This is a genomic window from Modestobacter versicolor, assembly GCF_014195485.1.
Taxonomy (GTDB): Bacteria; Actinomycetota; Actinomycetes; order Mycobacteriales; family Geodermatophilaceae; genus Modestobacter; species Modestobacter versicolor.
The window spans coordinates 4,063,079-4,083,773 of the sequence record NZ_JACIBU010000001.1 but is presented as its reverse complement, the minus strand read 5'-3'; the positions used below and the strand labels follow the sequence as shown (position 1 = coordinate 4,083,773).

Here is a 20,695-nt window from a genome sequence, read left to right as displayed (position 1 = left end):
CATGGCCGACGACCCAGGAGCTCCGCCGGACAGCACCGTGCGCGTGACCGTGGTGGTGGTCAGCTGGGAGGGCGCGCACCTGCTGCCCGCCTGCCTGGACTCGCTCCGCGCGCAGACGCTCGCGCACCGGGTGGTCGTCGTCGACAACGCCTCGACCGACGGGACCGCCGAGCTGCTGGCCGGCCGGCCGGAGGTGGAGGTGGTGACCACCGCACGCAACGAGGGCTTCGCCGGCGGCGTGCAGCGCGGCATCGACACCGTCGGCACCGAGTTCGTAGCGCTGCTGAACAACGACGCGGTGGCCGACCCGGCCTGGCTCGCCGAACTGGTCCGGGCCGCCGACGCCCATCCCGAAGCGGCGGCCATCACCTCGCTGATGCTGCTCGCCGACCGGGAGCCCCCGGAGGTGAACAACGCCGGCGTCGTCCTGCTCGACACCTGGTACGGCGCCGACCGGGGGCTCGGCGAGTCGCCCGACACGCTGGCCGAGGCCACGGAGGTGTTCGGGTTCAGCGGCGGCGCGGCGTTGCTGCGCACCGACGCCGTGCGGGCGGTCGGGGGATTCGCCACCGAGTTCTTCCTCTACTACGAGGACACCGAGCTTTCCTGGCGGTTGACGGACGCTGGCTGGTCGATCCGCTTCCAGCCGACCGCCGTCGTCGTGCACGAGCACTCGGCCACCGTCGACCAACGTTCCCGGTCCTTCGCCTACCACAACGAACGAAACCGGCTCTGGATGCTGATGCGCCGGGCCCCGGCCCGGGTCGCCCTGCTGGCCGCGCTCCGTTTTGCCGTGACGACCGCTTCGCTCACCCTGCGGCCTGTCCCACCGGTCAACGGGGTCATCCCGTGGAACCTGCGGCCCGGGCTCCGCCTGGCCGTCGCCCGCGACGTGGTGCGCTACCTGCCCCGCGCGGTGCGCAGCCGGCGGTCGTCGGGGCGATCGGTGGGCCCGGGCGGCGGTCCGGCGCGACGGGAGGGTCCGGAGCGACGGACGTGACAGCTGCCGCCTGGACGACGGGCACGGCCCGAGCACCTCGCCGCTCCGGTGCTAGCGTATGGGCGATGGCAGCCAGGCCGTGGACGCCCTGCCCAGGACGCCCCGCCGACAACGTGCGCCAGGGCAGAAGATGCGAGCCGGGAACTCATTGAGCCGGCCTTCGATCAGAAGACAGGTGGAACCCGGGGAATGACGCAGTCGCTGCGGGAAGTATGGCAATACCGCGGACTGATCGGCAACTTCGCCAACCGCGAGATCAAGGGCAAGTACAAGGGCAGTCTGCTCGGCTCTGCCTGGTCGTTGATCAACCCATTGGCCACGTTGGCGACCTACAGTCTCGTCTTCGGCTTCATCCTGCGCTTCCCCACACCGGTCGCCGGGAACGGGACGCTCCAGAGCTTCCCGATCTACCTCTTCACCGCACTGGTGGTCTGGAACTTCTTCCACGCCGTCACCACCAGCGGCATGGGCGCGCTCGTCGGCGCCGGGCCGCTGCTGCGGAAGATCCACTTCCCGCCGTTCGCCCCCGTGATGGGCTCGGCGCTCGCCGTGCTGAACCAGACGGCGATCGAGTTCGGCCTGCTGGTCGTGGTCTATTTGGTGGTCCAGAACATCAGCTGGACGATCCTGCTGGTCCCGGTGCTGCTCCTGCTGCTGGGCGCCTTCGCGCTCGGCCTGGGCATGCTGCTGGCGATCGTGAACGCCCGCTTCAGGGACGTTGCGTACATCGTGACGGTCCTGCTCGGGCTGCTGTTCTACGCGTCGCCGATCATCTACCCGATCACCCTGGTCACCGACCTGTACGCGGCGCACCCGTGGCTGCGCATCTACGAGTACAACCCGATCACCTCGTTCGTCGAGTCGTTCCGGGCCGTGCTCTGGCACCTGGACTTCCCGGGTTGGGGTCGATTGGCGTACCTGACCGTGCTGAGCCTGGTGGTGCTCGCCGTCGGGTGGACCTTCTTCCAGCGAAAGGCCGCTGACGTGAGCGAGGAACTGTGAGCGTCTTCTCCCCGATGCAGACCGAGGACGTCCCCGAGGAGGCCCCCCGCGAGGCGGCCATCTCCGTCCGCGACGTCACAAAGAAGTTCCGGTTGCACAACGACCGGAAGACCAACGTCAAGGAGATGTTCAGCTCTCGCGAGCGGCGCAATCGAAGCGAGGACTTCTGGGCACTCAAGGGCGTCACGCTGGACATCCCGCGCGGCCGCACCTTCGGGCTGATCGGTCACAACGGTTCGGGCAAGTCCACGCTGCTGAAGCTGGTGGCCGGCATCCACCGCCCGTCGTCGGGCTCGATCACCGCACACGGCCGCGTGTCCGCGATGCTGGAGCTCGGTGCCGGTTTCCACCCGGAGATGTCCGGCCGGGACAACATCTATCTCAACGGCTCGATCCTCGGCATGACCCGCAAGCAGATCGACGCGGCGATGGACGAGATCATCGCGTTCAGCGGGCTCGAGGAGTTCATCGACACCCCGGTGAAGGTCTACTCATCCGGCATGTACGTGCGACTCGGCTTCGCCATCGCGGTGAACCTCGAGCCGGAGATCCTCATCATCGACGAGGTCATCGCGGTCGGCGACGAGGCATTCCAGCGCCGTTGCTTCGACCACCTCTACGAGTTGCGCCGCAAGGGCGTCACGATCGTGCTGGTCACCCACTCGCTGGCCCTGGTCGCCGACCTGTGCGACGAGGCAGCGTGGCTGGACGGTGGCACGCTGAAGCGGGTCGGTCCGGCGCGCGAGGTCGTCGACGACTACCTCTCCGCGGTCAACGAGCGCGAGGCCGCAGCGGACGACGCCGAGGCCGCTGCGACCGGTCAGACGGACGTCGTCGTCACCGACGACGACGAGTTCGAGGGCCGAACGCCGCGCCGTGGTTCCGGCGAGATCCGGGTGACCGGGATCCAGTTCCTCGACCAGGACGGCGTGGAGCGCAAGTTCCTCAGCACCGGCCGGCCCTGCACCGTCCGGATCTCCTACCAGGCGACCGAGGACCTGCCCGACGTCACCTTCGGGCTGGCGTTCGTACACGAGTCCGGGGTCCAGGCCGCCGGTCCGAACTCCGGCTACGGGCCGGACACCTTCGTGGTCCCCGCAGGAACCGGGGCCGTCGACTACACCGTCGACTCGCTCCCGCTGCAGCCCGGTGAGTTCCTGCTCAGCGTCGCTGCCGTGGACAAGGGACACATGTACGACTACATCGACCGCGCGTTCGTGCTCAAGGTGCGCGCGGAGGACGTCGTGACAGAGCCAGGGCTGGTCCGCATGCCCGGGCGGTGGAGGCAGCACACCGCTGCCGCGCCGGCGATCGAGCAGTGACCCACCCCGACGACTTGGAGCACGGATGATCAACGAAGGAACGCTGAAGGCGATCCTGCTGGCCCTCGCCGAGAAGTCTCACGACGACGTCGAGCGTGCCATCACCGACAGCGACGCCCTCGACGACGCGGACCGCACGTTGATCCGTACGGCTCTCGACACCGCCGACACCGCAGCCGGCATGGCCCGCGCCCTCGGCGACGCCATCCGGGACGCCGGGGAGATCGACTACCTCTCCAACGAGTGCTACCGGGCCGCGTTCTACCTCGGCGACGGGCTCCCCGACGTCCAGGGCGACCCGCTGTTCGGGTTCTTCTCCACGAAGCGCACCGGCCGGGTGCTGGACAAGTGGATCCACTACTTCCCGGTCTACTCCGAGCACTTCGAGCGGTTCCGTGGCCGGGAGGTGCGGATCCTGGAGATCGGCGTCTACCGGGGCGGCTCGCTGGACATGTGGCGCTGGTACTTCGGCCCGCAGGCGACGATCGTCGGCGTCGACATCGACGAGCGGGCCCGGGAGGTCTCCTCCCCGGACCACGTCGTGGAGATCGGTGACCAGACCGACCCCGAGTTCCTGCGCTCCCTCTCGGAGAAGTACGGCCCCTTCGACATCGTCATCGACGACGGCGGCCACGAGATGCAACAGCAGATCGTCACGGCAGAGACGATGTTCCCTCTGTTGGCCGACGGCGGCATCCTGCTGACCGAGGACTGCCACACCTCCTACTGGGAGGCCTACCAGGGCGGTACCGGTCGGCCGGGCACCTTCATCGAGTGGTGCAAGACCAAGGTCGACGACGTCAACGGCTACCACCGCCCCGGTCCCATCGACCGGGTCTGGACCGACATGGTCGCGAGCCTGGCGTTCTACGACTCGATCGTGGTCGTGAAGAAGAAGCAGCGGTTCGCCCCCTTCGCCGAGCAGGTCGGCCACGCCGAGTTCCTGCTCCTTCCCCGCTTCTCCGCCCAGCACCTCACCGAGCTCACCGCCCGGCGCGACGCCGCTGTGGCCCAGCGCGACCAGCTGCGGGTCGAGCAGGCGGAGGAGCGCAAGACCTTCGAGGCGGAGAAGGCCCGGCTGGAGACCGAGCTCCGCGAGCTCCGGGCCGAGGTCGAGGCCGAGGCCGAGGCAGCACGCGAGGTCGTCCCGGACGCCGCCCAGGTGGTCCGTGACCTCCGCCGGGTGGCTGCCACCCGGCTCACCGGCCTCCGACGGGGCTCCACGGACTGATCCTCAGCGGGACTGGGCGGAGGCCCCACGCCTCGCTAGAGGGCGCCTCCGCCCAGTCCGAAGGGCAACCGGCTGCGCAACCGACGGGTGAGCAGCGCCGGACCACCCTCACGCAGAGCGGCCTGCACGCGCTGCCACGGCGAACCGACGGCGGTGCCGGGCTGCCGCAATCCCAGCTGGACCCGGGCGACCGGATCCAGGTCGAGGTCCGGCGCGCGCCGTGGTGCGGCGCAGAAGTCCGCGAGCGGCGCACTCACGCGGTCCCAGGTGAAGCGCTCGGCCAACCGGCTCGCCGCACCGGCGACCTCGGCCCGGAGCGCGTCGTCGGTCGCCAGCCGCACCAGCGCGTCCCGCAGCGCCGGGACGTCGCCCGGGGGCACCACAAGCCCCGCGCCGGCCCGGTCGAGGACGTCGGCGAGCTCGTCACCCGTCGTGCTGACCACCGGCAGGCCGCACCACAGGGCGTCGAGCACGCGGGTGCGGAAGGCAAACTCCGTCTCCAGGTGGTCCCAGTGCGTGGTCACGGCGAGGTCCGCGGCGCCGAGCCACCGGTCCCGCTCGGCATAGGGCACCCAGCCCTCGGCGAAGAACACCGTCTCGTCGAGCACACCCAGCTCCGCGGCGACCCGACGGGCGTCCGCCGCCGTGCTGTCGATACCGGGCACCGGATGCTTCGTGCCGAGGAAGACCAGCTTGAGCCGGGGGGCCTGGGCGGCCGCGTCGGCCACGGCGCGCACCAGGGTGACCGGGTCGAGCCACTCGTAGATGCCGCCACCCCAGACGGCCACCACGTCGTCGGCGGTCACCTGCGGGAACGCCGCCGTGAGCAGCGTGCGGTCACCGGGCGCCGGCGGCAGCGCCGACGTGCCGAACGGGACGACGGCGACCAGCCCGGAGAGGTCGGCCGCCGCGTCGTAGGTCACCGGGTTCAGCCGGCCCAGGGCGGCCAGGTGCCCCAGCCAGAGGGCACGCTGCCGGCGCGAGGCACAGAGCACGAGGTCGGCCCGGGACAGCTGCAGGTTCAGCGAGGTGATGCAGTCACGGACGACCGCCCGGCGGGTCTCCTCCGGCAGCCCGCGCGTTTGCTCCAGCTGCTCCAGGTGGAACGGGTCGTAGGCGTCCACCACGATCGGCAGCGCCGACGAGACGAGCTCCGGGCGCAGCCCGAGCACGTCGCCCTGCACCACGACGACGCTCACACCGTCCAGCAGCCCGGCGAGTGTGCCGGCTCCCGACACCGGGACGAGCCGGACGGCGTCGTCGGTCAGCTCGACGGCGCCCAGCGAGGCAACTGAGACCGGGCCGACCCGCTCATCTCGGGCGAGGGCCCGGGCCAGCTCGAGGGTGCGGATGGCCGGTCCGGCCATCCGCACTCCCAGGCTCTCCGCGGTGACGAGGAGCACACCCGGCCCCGCCGGTGCGGGCATGCTCAGGCCCCTCGCCCCTCCGGGTCGCACAGGTAGCCGTAGATGTCGGTCAGGGCCTTGTCCCAGTCACCGTGCCGCGCCGCGATGTCCTGCAGGCCCCGGGTCGAGAGCCGCTCGCGCAGCTCCTTGTCCCGGCAGAGCCGCTCGAGCTGGTCGGCGAGGTCGTCCGCCGTCCGCTTCGACAGCAGGCTGTTCTCCTCGTGCTCGAGGATCCAGTGGCCCCACGGGTTGTCGAAGGCCACCACCGGCACGCCACAGGCCATGAGCTCCAGCGGCAGGTACGACGGGTGCTTGGACACGGTGAGCGCCAGGCCGACGTCGCTGTTGCGGTACAGCTCGCCCGTCGCCCGGTAGGGCAGCAGGCCGAGCGGCTGGATGTCCTCGTCCGCGCCCTGGCCGGCTGCCCAGGCGCCGGCGGTGACGATCCGCACGCCGTCGCCCAGCCTGCGCTTGAGCTCCTCGAGAGCGAGCGACGCCATCTCCCAGCAGTTCCGCCAGTGGCCAGGCCGCGCGTACACGAAGACCGTCACCGGGGAGCCGGGCGTGCGCTGGTGGCGCCACCGGGCGTGGAAGACCGAGCCGTCGACGGCCGGGGCGAAGCTCATGCCCTTGCCGGCGTAGTCGTCGGCGTAGATCTGCCGGAGGTTGTCGGTGTTGCACAGCCCGTAGAGACCGAGCTTGTAGGTCTCCTCGGCGAGGGCGTAGAGCGTGCTCGCCGGGTAGAACATCGGCTCGAAGTCCTGGATGAGGTAGAACTTCCGCTTCATCCCCGGCGCGTGCGCCAGGGCGTATGCGGTCACCCACAGGGTCGCGATGCCGACGTCGGCCTCCGGCACCTTCGCCAGGTCGGCCTTCGACCCGTCGAAGAACACGATCTGCGAGTCCGCCAGCGACGGGAACGCCGCCGCGAGGGCGGACCGGACGAAGTGGTCCGGCGGGCTGCCCCACACCACGAAGCGGTTCTCGACGCCGTGGTTGCGGGCCAGCTCGTCGGCGATGCGCAGCGCGGAGTTGATGCCGCCGTAGAACGGGCTGTCGATGTCGGGGATGAACCAGTTGACGGTGCGCACCTGGAACGGCTCGGCGTTCTGCGCGTGCAGCGCGTCCACGGCCGCGACGTCCGAGGGCAGGGCTCGGCACATGTCGGCCAGCATCCGCGACTCGGCGGCGTTGTTGGTCTGCCGGAACGCGGTGAAGTCGCGCCCCAGCGGCCCGGCCAGCCGCTGCTGCGGGCTGGGCTCGTAGCGGCCGCGCAGTTCGGGCTCACGACTGCCCAGCGACAGGCTCGGGCTCCAGTAGGGGTCACCGCCGAAGAGCCAGGTGTTGTACCGCCAGTAGCTGGCGAAGAAGTCCTCCGTCGGCACGGTGGTGCCGCGGGTGGCGGACTCGAGGTGCCGGATGCCGGCGAACGGCGAGCAGATGTTCCGCAGCCCGTCGAGCACCATGTCCAGACCGAGGGCGACGTCCGAGCCGCAGAGGATGAAGCGCTCGTCGAAGCCGCCGACCCGGTCGAAGACCTCGCGCCGCACCGCGCAGCAAGCACCGGTGACCGCCAGGACGTTGCGGTACCAGTCGGTGGGCCCGTACAGCGAGTCGCTGCCGGGGCGCATGCCCTCGAACACGTGGTCCGCGAAGCCGCCCATGCCCAGGATGACGCCGGCGTGCTGGATCATCCCGTCCGGACCGGTCAGCTGCAGGCCGGCCACGCCGATCTGCGGCTGCATCGCCCAGCCGACGATCTCCTTGAGCCACTCGGGGTCGAGCACCTCGGTGTCGTCGTTGAGGAAGACCAGGACGTCACCGGTGGCCGTGCGGACGGCGGCGTTGTTGACCGCCGAGTAGTTGAACGGCTGCTCGTGCCACCAGAGGACCTCAAGCGGGAACCCGAGACCACGGGTGGCGTACCACTGCTCGTTGTCCGCGTTCTGGCCGCCGTTGTCGACGATGACCACCTCGAAGGACGGGTAGTCGGTGCGCTCCAGCGAGGGTAGGCAGGTCGACAGCATGGTGCGGTTGTGCCGGGTCGGGATGATCACGCTGACCGACGGCCACTCCTGCGGCGTCCAGTACACACGTACCCGGCCCTCGCCCGCAGGACGCGCCTCGGCCGCGACTCCCTTGCGGTCCAGGTGCTGCTGGACGACCCGCACCGCGTCGGCGTCCGGCACCGGGGTGCGCGCGGGCACGCTGCTGAGCACCCGGGTCACCCGGGTGACCCGCTCCGGCTCGCAGTCCGCACGGAGCAGGAGGTCCCAGTGCTGGGCCGCGCCGGCCTCAGCGCGCAGCCCGCCCGCCGCGAGGAACCGGGCCTGGCGCACGGCGAAGGAGCGACCGGTGTAGAACGCCCCGAGCAGCAGCTCCGGGGACCAGCTCGGACGGAACAGCGGGTCGCTGTGCTTGTCGCCGGCGTAGACGTCGTCGTCCCAGGTGATGACGTCGACCAGCGGGTCACGGTGCGCCGCCGCGGCCACCTGGTACAGACAGTCGGAGCGCAGTCGGTCACCCGCCTCCAGCACCACCACGAGGTCGGCGCCCCCGTGCGTCACGTGCGTGTTGGCCGCCTCGACGGCGATGCCGCCGGCCTGGACGACCTGACCGGAGACGTTCGGCTCGACAGTGGAGGTGACCGTGGGGTCGCAGACGACCGCCGTCCAGTGCTGCCAGGACTGCTCGCGCAGGGAGGCCACGGTCGCCTCGGCGTCACCCGCGCCCGGCAGGACGATGACCTGCACGGAGACGGGGTGCGCGGCCTTCCGCGAGTACTCGCGCTGCGCCTCCGACTGCTCGTCCGTGACCTCGTGCTCCCGCAGCCACGAGCGGTAGGAGGGCGCGGAGGGCTCGGCCACGCCCGGGATGGCCCACAGCGACCGGATGGTGCTCGCGGTGTTCAGCACCTCGCGGTAGGTGGACAGGCCCGCCTTGGCCAGCGCGCGCTGCTTGCTGCCCTCGGGCAGCCGGCCGCGGACGGCCTCGCGGACCCGACGGCGGAGGCGCGGTGGCGGGGCGTCGCCGTCCACGACGACCCCGGCGGGACCGCGGGCCTCGCCGATCGCGACGGCGTCCGAGACGTCCCCGGACGCCACCTCGGGCTCCGCCCCCGCCCCCGCCCCCGGCGACGCGGGATCCGTAGTCTCGGGAGAACCTTCGGTGGGGGAGGTCACGATCAACGACTCCTGGGATGGTCGGACAGATGTGGGTGCGCAGAGCAGACCCGACCGTGTCGGGCCGTACCCCGGCTCCGCCAACGTACCTCTCGATGCGAGTTGATCACCCATGACCCTCCCACTGGTCACAGCATGCTCATGAGCCTCGACGTCACCCCCTTGATCGGTCCGCAGACCGGTGTCGGGCGGTACGTCGCCTCACTCAGCCGCGAGCTGGCGGCCGCCCACGGGGACGACGAGGTCACCGGGATCGCCTTCACCGTCCGCGGCCGCGCGGACCTAGGCAGCGTCCTCCCCCCGGGGGTCCGTGCGGTCGGGCCGCCGGCGCCGGCCCGCGTGATGCACCGGGTCTGGGCGCGCAGCGAGTGGCCGCCCGTCACCCTCCTCACCGGGCGGACCGACGTGTTCCACGCGACGAACTTCGTGCTGCCGCCGACCGGTCGCGCGGCCGGCGTCGTCACGGTGCACGACCTCTCCTTCCTACGTCGTCCGCTGACGGTCACGCCCGCCGCCCGCGCCTACCGGGACCTGGTGCCACTCAGCATCCGACGGGCCCGGCTGGTGCTCACCCCGAGCGCCGCGGTCGCCGAGGAGGTGTGCGAGACGTACCGGCTCCCCGCCGACCGGGTGGTCGCCACCCACCTGGGGGTCGACGACGGGTGGTTCGACGCCACCGCCCCGGACGTGGACCTGCGCCGGGAGCTCGGGCTGCCGGACCGGTGGTTCGTCTTCGTGGGAAACCTGGAGCCGCGAAAGAACCTGCCACTGCTCGTCACGGCCTACCGCGAGCTGCTCCGCACCCGTCCCGACGCGCCCGGTCTCGTCCTCGTCGGCCCGGCCGGCTGGGGGCCGTCGCTGGACGTGGCGGGGCTGCCGCCGGAGAAGGTGGTCTTCACCGGCTACCGCGGCGACCGGGAGGTCCGGTCGATCGTGGCGGGCGCCGAGGCGCTGGTGTACCCGACGGCCTACGAGGGCTTCGGGCTCCCGCCGCTGGAGGCCTTCGCCTGCGGCACGCCGGTCATCGCCTCGGACCTCCCGGTCATCCGGGAGGTGGTCGGCGACGACCCGGGGACCGCCCGCCTGGTGCCTGCCGGCGACGTCGACGCACTGGTCGCGGCGCTGACCACCTGCGCCGACCACGCCGACGGGCCGGGGGCCGACGCGGCGCGCCGGGCCCGGGCCCGTCTGTTCAGCTGGACGTCCACGGCGGCTGCCACCCGAGCGGCCTACGAGCAGGCGCTCAGCGGGTGACCACTGCGCAGCCCAGCGACGGGTTGGTGCCGCCCGCGGTGTCGATGCCGTAGGCACACACCGTGTGCCGGCCCGGCGAGACCGGGAGGTAGGCCGTGAACCCGTGCAACTCACCCGCGCCTGGGACCGCTGCGGCCACGTCGGGCCTGGGCTCCTCGGCCAGCAACTGCCCCGCCCAGGCACCGTCCACGTAGAAGTGCACCGCGATCGGCGTGGTCGGCACGTCGGGGTCGTAGACCCAGCCCCGTGCCACGGCATGGCCGGCGCTCACGTCGACCGCGTCCAGGCTGCCCTGCGGGGCCACGCTCGCCGGCACGGTGACGTCCCGGCAGCCGAGCGGCGGGTTGCCGGTCGTCCCGCCCAGCACGTTGATGGCGAAGGCGCAGATCGAGTGGCGGCCCGGGGCCAGCACCAGGGCGGTGTCGAAGCCGTGCCCAGCGCCGGCGGCGGGGTACGCCGCGCCCACGTCAGGACGGTCCGCGTCGGCCCGGAGGACCGAGTGGAACGCCCCGTCGACGTAGATGTGCACGTCGACCGGCGCGGCCGTGTCGGGGTCGAGCGCCCAGCCCTTGACCCGGACCGACGCCCGGGTCGCGGTCACCTGCTCCAGGTTCCCCACCGCCGGGACGCCCACCAGCGCCGAGCCGCAGCCGATCTGCGGGTTCGCCGTGCCCTGCCGGACGTTGATCGCATAGGCGCACACCTGGTGGGGTCCGGGGGCAAGCGCCAGCGAGGTCGCGAACCCGTGCCTGACGCCGAGGCCGGTGAAGGCGGCCGCCACGTCGGGCCTTTCCCGGTCGGCGGTCAGCGCGGTGGCCCATTGGCCGTCGACGTAGAGGTGCACGTCGACGGGCGCAGCGGTCTCAGGGTCCAGTGCCCAGCCGCTGATGCTCGCGGCCGACGCCCCGCCGGTGACCTGCACGTCACCCTGCGGCACGACCTGCAGGTCCACGAGCCGGCAGGCCAGCTCGGGGTTCTTGGCACCGGACCCGACGTTGATGGCGTAGACGCAGACCTGGTTCTGCCCCGGCCTCAGCGGCACGGTCACCGACCAGCCGTGCGCGGGACCGGCAGCCGGGTAGACGGCGCCCACGTCGGGCCGGTCGTCACCCGCCACGGCCTTCGCCGTCCAGGTGCCGTTGACGTAGACGTGCACGTCCAGCGGGGCAGCGGTGTCGGGATCGAGTGCCCAGCCGCGCAACACACCCTGGCCCTCGGTGACGACCGCTCGCTCGACGCTGCCGACCGGCAGCCCCCGGGTGTCGACGGTCATGCAGCCGAGGACCGGGTTGTTCGCCCCCTTGGCCACGTTGATCGCATAGACGCACACCTGGCGCACGCCCTGGGTGACCGGCACCGTCAGCTGGAATCCGTGGCCGGCACCCCAGGCCGGCAGCGCCGCGGCGACGTCGGCGCGGGCCACGTCGGCCCGCGTGGAGCTGCGCGGCTGCCCGTCGACGTAGACGTGCACGTCGATCGGCTCGGCAGTGTCAGGGTCGACGGTCCAGCCGCGGACGTCGACGGAGTCACCGGTGCGCGCCGACACCTGGTCCAGCGCACCGACGGGCTGCCAGGGCGACTCCCCGGGCGCCTGCGTCGAGCCGAACCAGTCGGTGAAGTAGAGCCAGAAGTTCCGGTTGCCGTAAGCGGAGCAGGCATCGCCCGTGCCGTAGCCGGCCCGGAGCGCCGCGGCGTTCGGCTGATACGGCGTGTAGACGTACAGCCCGGCGGTCGCCTGGTTCTGGATGTAGACAGGACTCGAGCCGCACTCGGGCTTGTTCGCCTGGAACAAGATGTCCTGCGTGCGTCCCGCCCGGTACCCGTAGCTGGTGGGGTTGGCCTTGTAGACCTGGAACCTGCGGGCCGCGCTGTAGACCTGGTTCTGGAAGCCGTTGTAGGCCGGGTCGCACGGAGCGGTGTCCGGGCAGGCGTAGCCCATCGCCTCGCGGTAACGGCGGGCGTAGAGCGAGGAGCCGCTGTTGGTGACCAGCGACTGCTCCTTCTGCAGCATCACCAGCAGCACCTTCGGGCTGATGTTGCAGGACAGGGCTGCCTTGGCGATGATCAGCGCCGCTGGCTCAGCGACTCCAGCGCCGTACCCGGTGCAGAACGAGTCCGCTGCTCGAGCAGTCGTGTCCTGCCGGAAGTCCTTGAGGCACGGCGTCCCGTCCGCCCCGGCCTTGCAGTTCATCCCCTTCAGCTCGATGAAGGCGCGGACGTCGTCGACGCTCATCCCGTCGCCGTCGAAGAAGACAGCGTCGCTGATGATGTTGCCGGGGGTGAACTGGCCGGTGTCGGCCGCCGGCGTGACGTCGACCAGCGGCGCCGGGCTGTCGGCGACGAGGACCAAGCCCGACAGGGCCACGAGCCCCAGCAGACCGGCGACGAGCCGGATGACCAGGCGAGTCATCGAGCGGGGACCTCCACGTCGACCGCCGTGCTCTCGCCCGCGGACGTGGCCGACTCGTAGGTCAGCACCGCCGTCCACGTGCCCGCGCCGAGGTCGGACCCGGCGATCTGGAGCAGCCCGCAGTTCATCGTGCTGGCGTCAGGTTCGGCCGGGTTCTCGTCGACCAGGGGCGCCCCTCCCTGCGTGGCGGTCAGCCGGCAGGTGCCCTCCAGCTCGATCACGCCTGCCACGTAGCCGTTGACCTCCAGGGACCACGAGCCCGCCTCCCAGCCGGCATAGGTGATCACCGGGTTCACGGCACCGCCGGTCCTCGTCTGCTCCGGGTCGGTGGCCACCTCCTCTCCCGGGGCGGGGGGCGCGATCGACGTGACCGCCACGGGGGTGGGGACGGGCTCGGTCGTGGTCGGTGCAGGCGTGCTGGACGTGCTCGGCGCAGCAGCCGGGCTGGAGGGGACGTCGTTCGAACCGGTGAGCTGAACGACGGTCACCACGGCGACCGCGGTCAGGACGGCACCGCCGGCCAGCAGTGCGGGACGGCGTGGGGATCGGGGCATGTCAGGTGCCTTTCCTGTACGTCGGCCAGCGGCAGGCGCCGCTGGCCGCTCGGTCCCGGTCAGCCGGTGACCGTGCGGCAGCCGAGCAGCGGGTTGGTGGTGCCGTGGCCGGAGTTGATCCCGTAGGCGCAGACCTGGTGCTGGCCCGGCGGCACCGACACGCTGGCGGCGTAGCCGTGGGCAGCCCCCGCCTTGGGGAAGGCACCGGCGACGTCGGGCCGGTCACCGGCTGCCGTCATAGCCTCGGACCAGCGGCCGTCGACGTACAGGTGCACGTCGCTGGGGGCCTTAGCCCGGTCGGGGTCCCAAACCCAGCCTCGGACCTCGATGACGCCGCCGGAGCCGATGACGTCATCCAGGCTGCCCACCGGGTTCCACGAGGCGGCAGCCACGGTGACGGGGTGGCACCCGAGCGAGGGGTTCGTCTCGCCGTGGCCGGTGTTGATGGCGTAGGCGCAGATCGTGTGCTCGCCCGGCGCCAGGTCGAGCGCACCGCTGAAGCCGTGCGCGGTGCCGGTTCCGGGAAAGAGCGCCCCCACGTCGGCGCGGGGCCGGTCCGCGGTGACCTGGCCGGCGTAACCACCGTCCACGTAGACGTGCACCGCGAGCGGGGTCGTCGGGGTGTCCAGGTCGACCGCCCAGCCCGACACCGACACGCTGCGGCCGGAAGCAGTGGCGGAGTCGGCATGGCCCTGCGGGTTCCAGGACGTGCCAGGGACCGTCACGGTCTGGCAGCCCAGCTTGGGGTTGCTGGCGCCGGCGTTCTTGTTGATGGCGAAGATGCACACCGTGTAAGGGCCCGGCGCGGACACCGCGGTGGACCAGGTGAAGCCGTGCGCGGGGCCGGCCGCCGGGTGGACCGCGGCGACGTCGGGCCGGCTGCCGTTGGCCAGCAGGGCGCCCCCCCAGCCGTCGTTGACGTAGACGTGGACGTCGAGGGCACTGGTCTGCGCGTCGGGGTCGATCGTCCAGCCCCTGGCGGACAGGGTCCGGCCGGCGACTGACACGGCTTCGACGTTGCCGAACGGGATCGTGGAGGGGACGGGAGGCGGTGTGGACGTCATCGTCTGGCACCGCATCCAGGTGTTCAGGCCGGTCGGAGCTGCGTTGACCGCCACGGCGCAGACGTTGTGCACTCCCTTGGCGAGGGTGAACGTGCCTTCGAACCCGTGTGCCTGCCCGGCTGCGGGGTAGGCGGCAGCGACGTCGGCGCGGGTTCGCGAAGCGGTGAAGTGCGCGGCCGTCACTCCGTCAACCAGCATGCCGACGTCGATGCTGCCGGCTGGGTAGTCAGGGTCGAACGTCCACCCGCCCACCGTGACGGTCGAGCCGCTGATGGAGAGCTTCTCGGTGTTGCCGACGGGGCTGCCACCGACCGAGCCCGCCATCCGCGAGCCGACCATGTCCCTCAGCTGGCCCATCCGGTTGTAGGCGTACTGCCCTGGGCAGGTCGTGCTGCCGACGTCCCGGTGGGCGAAGACCGTGGGCAGGGTGACCACCGCGCCGGCGCCGTACTTGGAGGTACCGCCTCCACCGGAGGTCAGCTGGGTGGTGCCCTTGGGGTCGACCCCGTACAGCGACAGCTTCCAGGCGATGATCGCCGCGACGGAGTCGAGCATGGCCTGCGGGGTGTCGACCTCGGCGTAGTTGCCCAGCATCGAGACGCCGAACGTGCCGGTGTTGAAACCGCCGGCGTGCGCCCCGATGACGGTCGAGCTCAGACCGCCGTAGCGGCCCTCGAAGATGCGGCCGTACTTGTCGACGATGACGTTGTAGCCGATGTCGCCCCAGCCGCGGGTCTGCGAGTGGTAGGCGAAGATCGAGCGCATCATCGCCGGCACCTGGGCAGCGGTGTAGCCGTTGCCGTCGGCCGTGTGGTGCAGCGTCGCGGCCTTGATGGTCGGCGCGTACTCCGGGCCCCAGGTGCGGATGGACTCGTCGGCACCCCACTGCGCGCGGCTGACGACGTCGGGCATGGACGTGCCGGCGTGCGCCTCGTCCTTCGCCCCGGTGGCGGGCAGCGCGTCGGCCTTGCTGGTGCCGGGGTCGAGCAGGGCGACGCTCACGTCCTCCGGCACCGCGCCACCGGCACCCTGCACGATGACCTCGATGCCCCGGGCCGGGCCGGTCCAGTAGGGGGCGGTGCCGCCACGGACGTCGAGGTCCTCGGTCTTCGGGGACTCGGTCTGCTCGATGTCGTCGGCCTCGAGGGTCCCCCACTCGCCCCAGTCGCCGTCCTCGTCCTGGGTGCGGACCTGGACCTGGACGTCGGTGATCGACGGGTCGTCGCGCCACGTGACGCCGACCGCGGAGAAGGGGTCGGTGTCCTCGCGGGACACGGTGAGCGCCGGGACACCCGGGAGCTCCTCGCCTGAGGTGGGGACGTCCTCGTCGGACGCCGGCCCGCTGGAGGCCGGAGCGCTGGAGGCCGGGGAACTCGTCTCCGCCGGGGTGCTGGTGCCGGCCGGCTCGTCGCCGGTCGGGGCGGTCGACGGCGCGGCGGACGGGTCGGCCGGCGCGCTCTCCGTCGCGGGCTGCGAGGTCCCCGGCGCGGCGGAGCCGGCGGCCTGGGACTCCTCGACGCCGTCGGGCTGCACCACCCCGTCGGTGGCCACCACGGCGTCGCCCTCGGGCTCGACGACCGAGCCGAGCTCGACCTCGTCGATCGAGGTCTCGACCGGGTGCGGCGCGGGGACGGGCGCGGCGTAGACCGGCAGCGTCAGCACGGTGCCCGTCATGGCCAGGAAGGCGACAGAGCCCACGATGAGGCGACGCACGAATGGTCCTCCGATGAGCTGAAGCGGAGGTCCGCGTGGAGCACGGACCCGTCCACGTCATCTCATCGGCTGTTCGGCGCGTCTCCTTGACCATTTCGTGACGAAAACGGCCAACGAGCTTCGTGGGTGGTCACCCGACGGCGCAGATGACCAGCCACCGTCAGTCCCGGAAGCCCTCCTGCATCGCCGTGTGCAGCGACTCGCGCCACGGCGGCGCCGGGGTCAGGCCCGCTCCCGTCCACGCCGACCCGTCCAGCACCGAGTAGGCCGGCCGGGGTGCCGGGCGGGGGAAGGCGTCCGTCGTGGTCGGGAGCACCCGGGCCGGGTCCGCCCCCAGCTCCTCGAAGACCGCGCGGGCCAGGCCGAACCAGCTCACCTGGCCGCTGTTGGTGTAGTGCAGCACCGGCGGGGAGGGCTCCTCCCGCGCGCCGAGCTCCACCAGGCCGGCAGCCAGGTCGGCGGACCAGGTGGGCGACCCGACCTGGTCGTCGACGACCGAGACCGTCTCGCGCTGGGCCTCCAGCTTGGTCATCGTGCGCACGAAGTTCCCACCGTGCCGGCCGTACACCCACGCCGTGCGCACCACCGTGGCGTCGCCGCCCACCGCGGCGATCGCCTGCTCACCCGCGGCCTTGGTGCGGCCGTAGGCCGACCGGGGGGCGACCGGCGCGTCGACCGGGTACGGCTCGGTGGCCGAGCCGTCGAACACGTAGTCGGTGGAGACGTGCACCAGCCGGCCACGTCCGGAGAGCTCCTCGGCCAGCCAGCGCGGGGCGGACCCGTTGACCACCAGGGCGGTGCCCTCGTCGGTCTCGGCGTCGTCGACGGCGGTGTAGGCCGCGGCGTTCACCAGGACCGCCCGCCGGCCGGCGGACGCGGCCAGCCAGTCGCGGACGGTCGCCCGGACGGCGGCCTCGTCGGTCAGGTCGACCTCGGCGCGCCCGACGGCCGTCACCTGGTCGCCGTCCCGGCCGGCCAGCACCTCGAGCAGGTCGTGCCCCAGCTGCCCGCGGGCGCCGGTGACCAGCCAGCTGAGCGGCGTCGCGGAGGTCACGACCGGGCCGTCGCCGCGGACGCCTTGAGCGGCTCCCACCAGGCGCGGTTGTCCCGGTACCACTGCACGGTCAGCGCCAGGCCGTCCTCGAAGGACATCCGCGGGGCGTAGCCCAGCGCACCGGTCTTGGAGTAGTCGACGGAGTAGCGCAGGTCGTGGCCGCCGCCCCGAGGGTCGACGATGTGGTCGACGTAGCTCCAGTCGCGGCCGGTGGCCTCGAGCAGCTTCTCGGTGAGCTCCTTGTTCGACAGCTCCCGGCCGCCGCCGATGTTGTAGTACTCCCCCGGCGCGCCCTTTTCCAGCACCAGCTGGATGCCGCGGCAGTGGTCGTCGACGAACAGCCAGTCGCGGACGTTGGCGCCCTCGCCGTAGAGCGGGACCTTGTGCCCGTCGAGCAGGTTGGTGACGAACAGCGGGATGACCTTCTCCGGGAAGTGGTACGGCCCGTAGTTGTTGCTGCACCGGGTGATGGAGATGTTCATCCCGTAGGTCTTGGCGTACGCGCGGGCGATCAGGTCGCTGCCGGCCTTCGACGCCGAGTACGGCGAGTTCGGCTCGAGGATGTGGTCCTCGGTCCAGGAGCCCTCGTCGATCGACCCGTAGACCTCGTCGGTGGAGACGTGCACGACCCGGCCCACCTCGGCGCGCAGCGCGGACTCGAACACCTGCTGGGCGCCCAGCACGTTGGTGAGCACGAAGCCCGCCGCTCCGGTGATCGAGCGGTCGACGTGGGACTCCGCGGCGAAGTGCACGACGGCGTCGTGCCCGGGCAGCGCGGCGTCGAGGTCGGCGGCCACGCAGATGTCGCCCTGCACGAAGCGGTAGCGCGGGTTGTCCGCGACCGGGGCGAGGTTGGCCAGGTTGCCGGCGTAGGTGAGCTTGTCGAAGACCGTCACCTCGGCGTCCTCGAACCCCTTGTAGCCGCCGGACAGCAGGGTCCGTACGTAGTGGGAGCCGATGAAGCCGGCACCGCCGGTGACCAGGATGCGCATCTGGGAGAGCCCTTCGAGTGACTGGGCGGACAGGTGGTGCTGGCTAGTCTTGCAGAGCCACGTCATTGCCCGGTTCGCACAGTTCTCAGTCGTATCGTCACGTCGACTCCGCCGCGAGACCCGAGGTCACGCTTCTCGACCGAGACGGCCGGCCCCGACGTGAGGACTTCTGTGCGCGACAACGACGACCACCAGGCCGGCAACCCCCGCCCGCTGCCGCCCCGGCTCGACCCCCGGGCCGGGCGGCCGGCGCGGCACGCCCCGGCGACCGCCGACGGCCGTGCCCGCACCGGGCACGGCCGGCTGGCGGGCGGCGCGCGCGTGGTGGCCGGCCTGCTCTCCGTCGTCCTGCTCGCGACCAGCGGCTGGGGCTGGTACCTCGGCCGCGTGGCCGACGCCAGCGTGAACCGCACTGACGCGATCCCGACCTCCGGCAACGATGAGGTCGTGGACACCGGCGAGGCGATGAACCTCCTGCTGGTCGGCAGCGACAGCCGCGCCGGGGCCACCGACGAGGAGCTGGCGCAGCTCAACACCGAGGCCAACGCGGGCCTCAACACCGACACCATGATCTTGGTGCACGTGCCGGCCGACGGCTCCGCGGCCTCGTTCGTCTCCTTCCCCCGTGACTCCTACGTGGAGATCCCCGGCCACGGCTCGGACAAGCTGAACGCCGCCTACGCCTACGGTGCGCAGGAGGCGGGGAGCGAGGCCTCCGAGGCCGAGCAGCAGGCCGCCGGCGCCCAGCTGCTCATCCAGACGATCAGCCAGCTCACCGGGCTGCGGATCGACCACTACGCCGAGGTCGACCTGCTCGGCTTCTTCAAGCTGTCCTCCGTCGTCGGCGGCGTGGAGGTCAACCTCTGCGAGGCCGTCCAGGACGACTTCTCCGGCGTCGACCTGCCGGCCGGCGTGCAGACCATCAGCGGTGAGCAGGCGCTGGCCTTCGTCCGGCAGCGCCACGGCCTGCCGCGCGGCGACTTCGACCGGATCATCCGCCAGCAGACCTTCATCGCCGGGATGATCCGCAAGATGCTCAGCGAGAACGTGCTGCTGGACCTGGGCAAGCAGCGCCAGCTGGTGCAGGCGGCCGCCGACGCGCTGACCGTCGACCAGACGCTGAACCTGCTCAACCTGGCCCAGCAGATGCAGTCCGTGCAGCCCGGCAGCATCGACTTCCAGACCGTCCCCTACATCGGTGACGACGAGGACGACGCCGGCCGGTACATCCTCCGGCTGGAGGACGAGGAGAAGCTGCACCAGTTCTTCGCCGAGCTGAACGCCGAGCCGGAGGCCGCCGAGCCGCCCGCCTCCGAGGCGCCGCCCGCGGCCGCCCCGTCCGACGTCTCCGTCGAGGTCTTCAACGGCTCGGGCACCAGCGGGCTGGCCGCGCAGGCCTCCACCGAGCTGACCTCGGCCGGCTTCGGCGTCGCGGGCACCGGCAACGCCGACTCCTCCGACTACACCGTCACCGAGATCCGGTTCGCCGCCGGCGACGAGGCGCTGGCCGCCACGCTCGCCGCTGCCGTCCCCGGTGCGACCCAGGTGGTCTCCCCCGACGCCACCGCCGGCACCGTGCAGCTGGTGCTGGGCTCGGACTTCAACGGGGTCGGCCAGGCCGTGACCGCGCCCCCCGCGGCGCCGACGACCGAGGGCGAGGACCAGCGCACCGCGGCCGACACCACCTGCATCAACTGATGGCCACCCTCCCGGCCGACCTGCTCGCCGCCGCGCTCCGGCGGAACGCCGGCGCCCCGCTGGTGACGTTCTACGACGACGTCTCCGGGGAGCGCACCGAGCTGTCGGCCACCACGCTGGCCAACTGGGTCGCCAAGACGGGGAACCTGCTGCAGGAGGAGTTCGACGTCGGCCCGGGCAGCACCGTGGCCGTGGCGCTGCCGGTGCACTGGCAGACCGCGGCGGTGCTGCTGGGGGTCTGGAGCTGCGGCGCCGCGGTGCTGGACACCGCGGGCGAGGACGACGACCGCTTCGCCGCGGCCGACGTGGTGCTGGCCGACGCCGACCGGCTGCCGCCGCTGGAGGAGCAGGGGCTGCCGGAGCTGATGGGGCTGTCGCTGCACCCGATGGGGCTGGGCATGGCCGGCTACGTGGGCCCGGCGCGGGACTTCGCGCTGGAGGTCCGGGCGCACGGTGACGTGTTCTCCCCCTGGCAGCCGGCCGACCCGGCCGGCCCGGGGCTGGTGCTCGGCGGCGGGGACCTGAGCCTGGCCGGGCTGGTCGAGACGGCGACCGAGCTGGCCGGCCGGCTGGGCATCGCCGAGGGCGACCGGGTGCTCGTCGACCAGCGGACGGCGACCGAGGCGGGCCCCGTCGCCTGGCTGCTGGCCCCGCTCGCCGCCGGCGCCTCGCTGGTGCTCTGCCGAGCTGCGTCTTCCACCCGCCTGCAGCACCGGGCCGAGACGGAACGGGTCACCGCTACGCTCGGGCTGAAGCTCGACGGGATCCGCGAGCTGGGCCGCCCCGCCTGACCCTCCCCGCCCAGCGCCCGAT

The 20,695-nt window shown here is 72.1% G+C and carries 14 protein-coding genes; 7 read left to right on the top strand and 7 right to left on the bottom strand.

What is annotated here, in order from left to right; translation table 11 throughout:
• Window position 1: 1 nt before the first annotated feature.
• The 4 genes from FHX36_RS19955 (at window position 2) to FHX36_RS19940 (ending at window position 4,555) form a co-directional block, all read left to right on the top strand.
• Window positions 2-1,000: a glycosyltransferase family 2 protein gene (locus tag FHX36_RS19955; RefSeq protein ID WP_110550542.1), complete on the top strand. Its 999-nt coding sequence runs from the start codon at window positions 2-4 to the stop codon at window positions 998-1,000.
• A gap of 189 nt (window positions 1,001-1,189) precedes the next feature.
• Complete coding sequence (locus FHX36_RS19950) at window positions 1,190-2,002, top strand: ABC transporter permease (RefSeq protein ID WP_110550522.1); 813 nt, start codon at window positions 1,190-1,192, stop codon at window positions 2,000-2,002.
• On the top strand, window positions 1,999-3,324 hold the full coding sequence (locus FHX36_RS19945) for an ABC transporter ATP-binding protein (RefSeq protein ID WP_220035784.1): 1,326 nt from the start codon (window positions 1,999-2,001) through the stop codon (window positions 3,322-3,324). The genes FHX36_RS19950 and FHX36_RS19945 overlap by 4 nt, the downstream gene beginning before the upstream one ends.
• A gap of 25 nt (window positions 3,325-3,349) precedes the next feature.
• Window positions 3,350-4,555: a class I SAM-dependent methyltransferase gene (locus FHX36_RS19940; protein ID WP_110550520.1), complete on the top strand. Its 1,206-nt coding sequence runs from the start codon at window positions 3,350-3,352 to the stop codon at window positions 4,553-4,555.
• 35 nt (window positions 4,556-4,590) lie between these two features.
• On the opposite strand, the gene FHX36_RS19935 is transcribed toward FHX36_RS19940, so the two are convergent.
• On the bottom strand, window positions 4,591-5,982 hold the full coding sequence (locus tag FHX36_RS19935) for a glycosyltransferase family 4 protein (RefSeq protein WP_146251492.1): 1,392 nt from the start codon (window positions 5,980-5,982) through the stop codon (window positions 4,591-4,593).
• 2 nt (window positions 5,983-5,984) lie between these two features.
• Window positions 5,985-9,065 (bottom strand): rhamnosyltransferase WsaF family glycosyltransferase, encoded by a 3,081-nt coding sequence (locus FHX36_RS23665; RefSeq protein ID WP_110550516.1) that lies wholly within the window; start codon window positions 9,063-9,065, stop codon window positions 5,985-5,987.
• Between the two features lie 219 nt (window positions 9,066-9,284).
• Here FHX36_RS23665 and FHX36_RS19925 point away from each other — a divergent pair, with 219 nt between their 5' ends.
• Window positions 9,285-10,397 (top strand): glycosyltransferase family 4 protein, encoded by a 1,113-nt coding sequence (locus FHX36_RS19925; RefSeq protein ID WP_220035783.1) that lies wholly within the window; start codon window positions 9,285-9,287, stop codon window positions 10,395-10,397.
• Here FHX36_RS19925 and FHX36_RS19920 read toward each other — a convergent pair.
• The 5 genes from FHX36_RS19920 to rfbB form a co-directional block, all read right to left on the bottom strand.
• The gene (locus FHX36_RS19920) at window positions 10,387-12,807 is read right to left on the bottom strand and encodes a hypothetical protein (protein WP_110550513.1); all 2,421 of its coding nucleotides are present in this window, start codon (window positions 12,805-12,807) and stop codon (window positions 10,387-10,389) included. The genes FHX36_RS19925 and FHX36_RS19920 overlap by 11 nt on opposite strands.
• Window positions 12,804-13,361 carry a hypothetical protein gene (locus tag FHX36_RS19915; RefSeq protein ID WP_146251491.1) on the bottom strand — a complete coding sequence of 186 codons (558 nt, stop codon included), beginning with the start codon at window positions 13,359-13,361 and terminating at the stop codon, window positions 12,804-12,806. Before FHX36_RS19915 ends, FHX36_RS19920 begins: the two co-directional genes overlap by 4 nt.
• A gap of 59 nt (window positions 13,362-13,420) precedes the next feature.
• Window positions 13,421-16,138 carry an N-acetylmuramoyl-L-alanine amidase gene (locus FHX36_RS19910; protein ID WP_258372558.1) on the bottom strand — a complete coding sequence of 906 codons (2,718 nt, stop codon included), beginning with the start codon at window positions 16,136-16,138 and terminating at the stop codon, window positions 13,421-13,423.
• A 160-nt stretch (window positions 16,139-16,298) separates the two neighbouring features.
• Window positions 16,299-17,192: a dTDP-4-dehydrorhamnose reductase gene (rfbD, locus tag FHX36_RS19905; protein ID WP_110550507.1), complete on the bottom strand. Its 894-nt coding sequence runs from the start codon at window positions 17,190-17,192 to the stop codon at window positions 16,299-16,301.
• Complete coding sequence (rfbB, locus tag FHX36_RS19900; RefSeq protein ID WP_110550506.1) at window positions 17,189-18,184, bottom strand: dTDP-glucose 4,6-dehydratase; 996 nt, start codon at window positions 18,182-18,184, stop codon at window positions 17,189-17,191. Before rfbB ends, rfbD begins: the two co-directional genes overlap by 4 nt.
• A 171-nt stretch (window positions 18,185-18,355) precedes the next feature.
• Here rfbB and FHX36_RS19895 point away from each other — a divergent pair, with 171 nt between their 5' ends.
• A complete protein-coding gene (locus FHX36_RS19895; RefSeq protein WP_110550504.1) occupies window positions 18,356-19,882 on the top strand; it encodes an LCP family protein in 1,527 nt (508 codons plus the stop codon).
• The gene (locus FHX36_RS19890; RefSeq protein WP_110550501.1) at window positions 19,882-20,673 is read left to right on the top strand and encodes a TIGR03089 family protein; all 792 of its coding nucleotides are present in this window, start codon (window positions 19,882-19,884) and stop codon (window positions 20,671-20,673) included. The genes FHX36_RS19895 and FHX36_RS19890 overlap by 1 nt, the downstream gene beginning before the upstream one ends.
• Window positions 20,674-20,695: the final 22 nt, after the last annotated feature.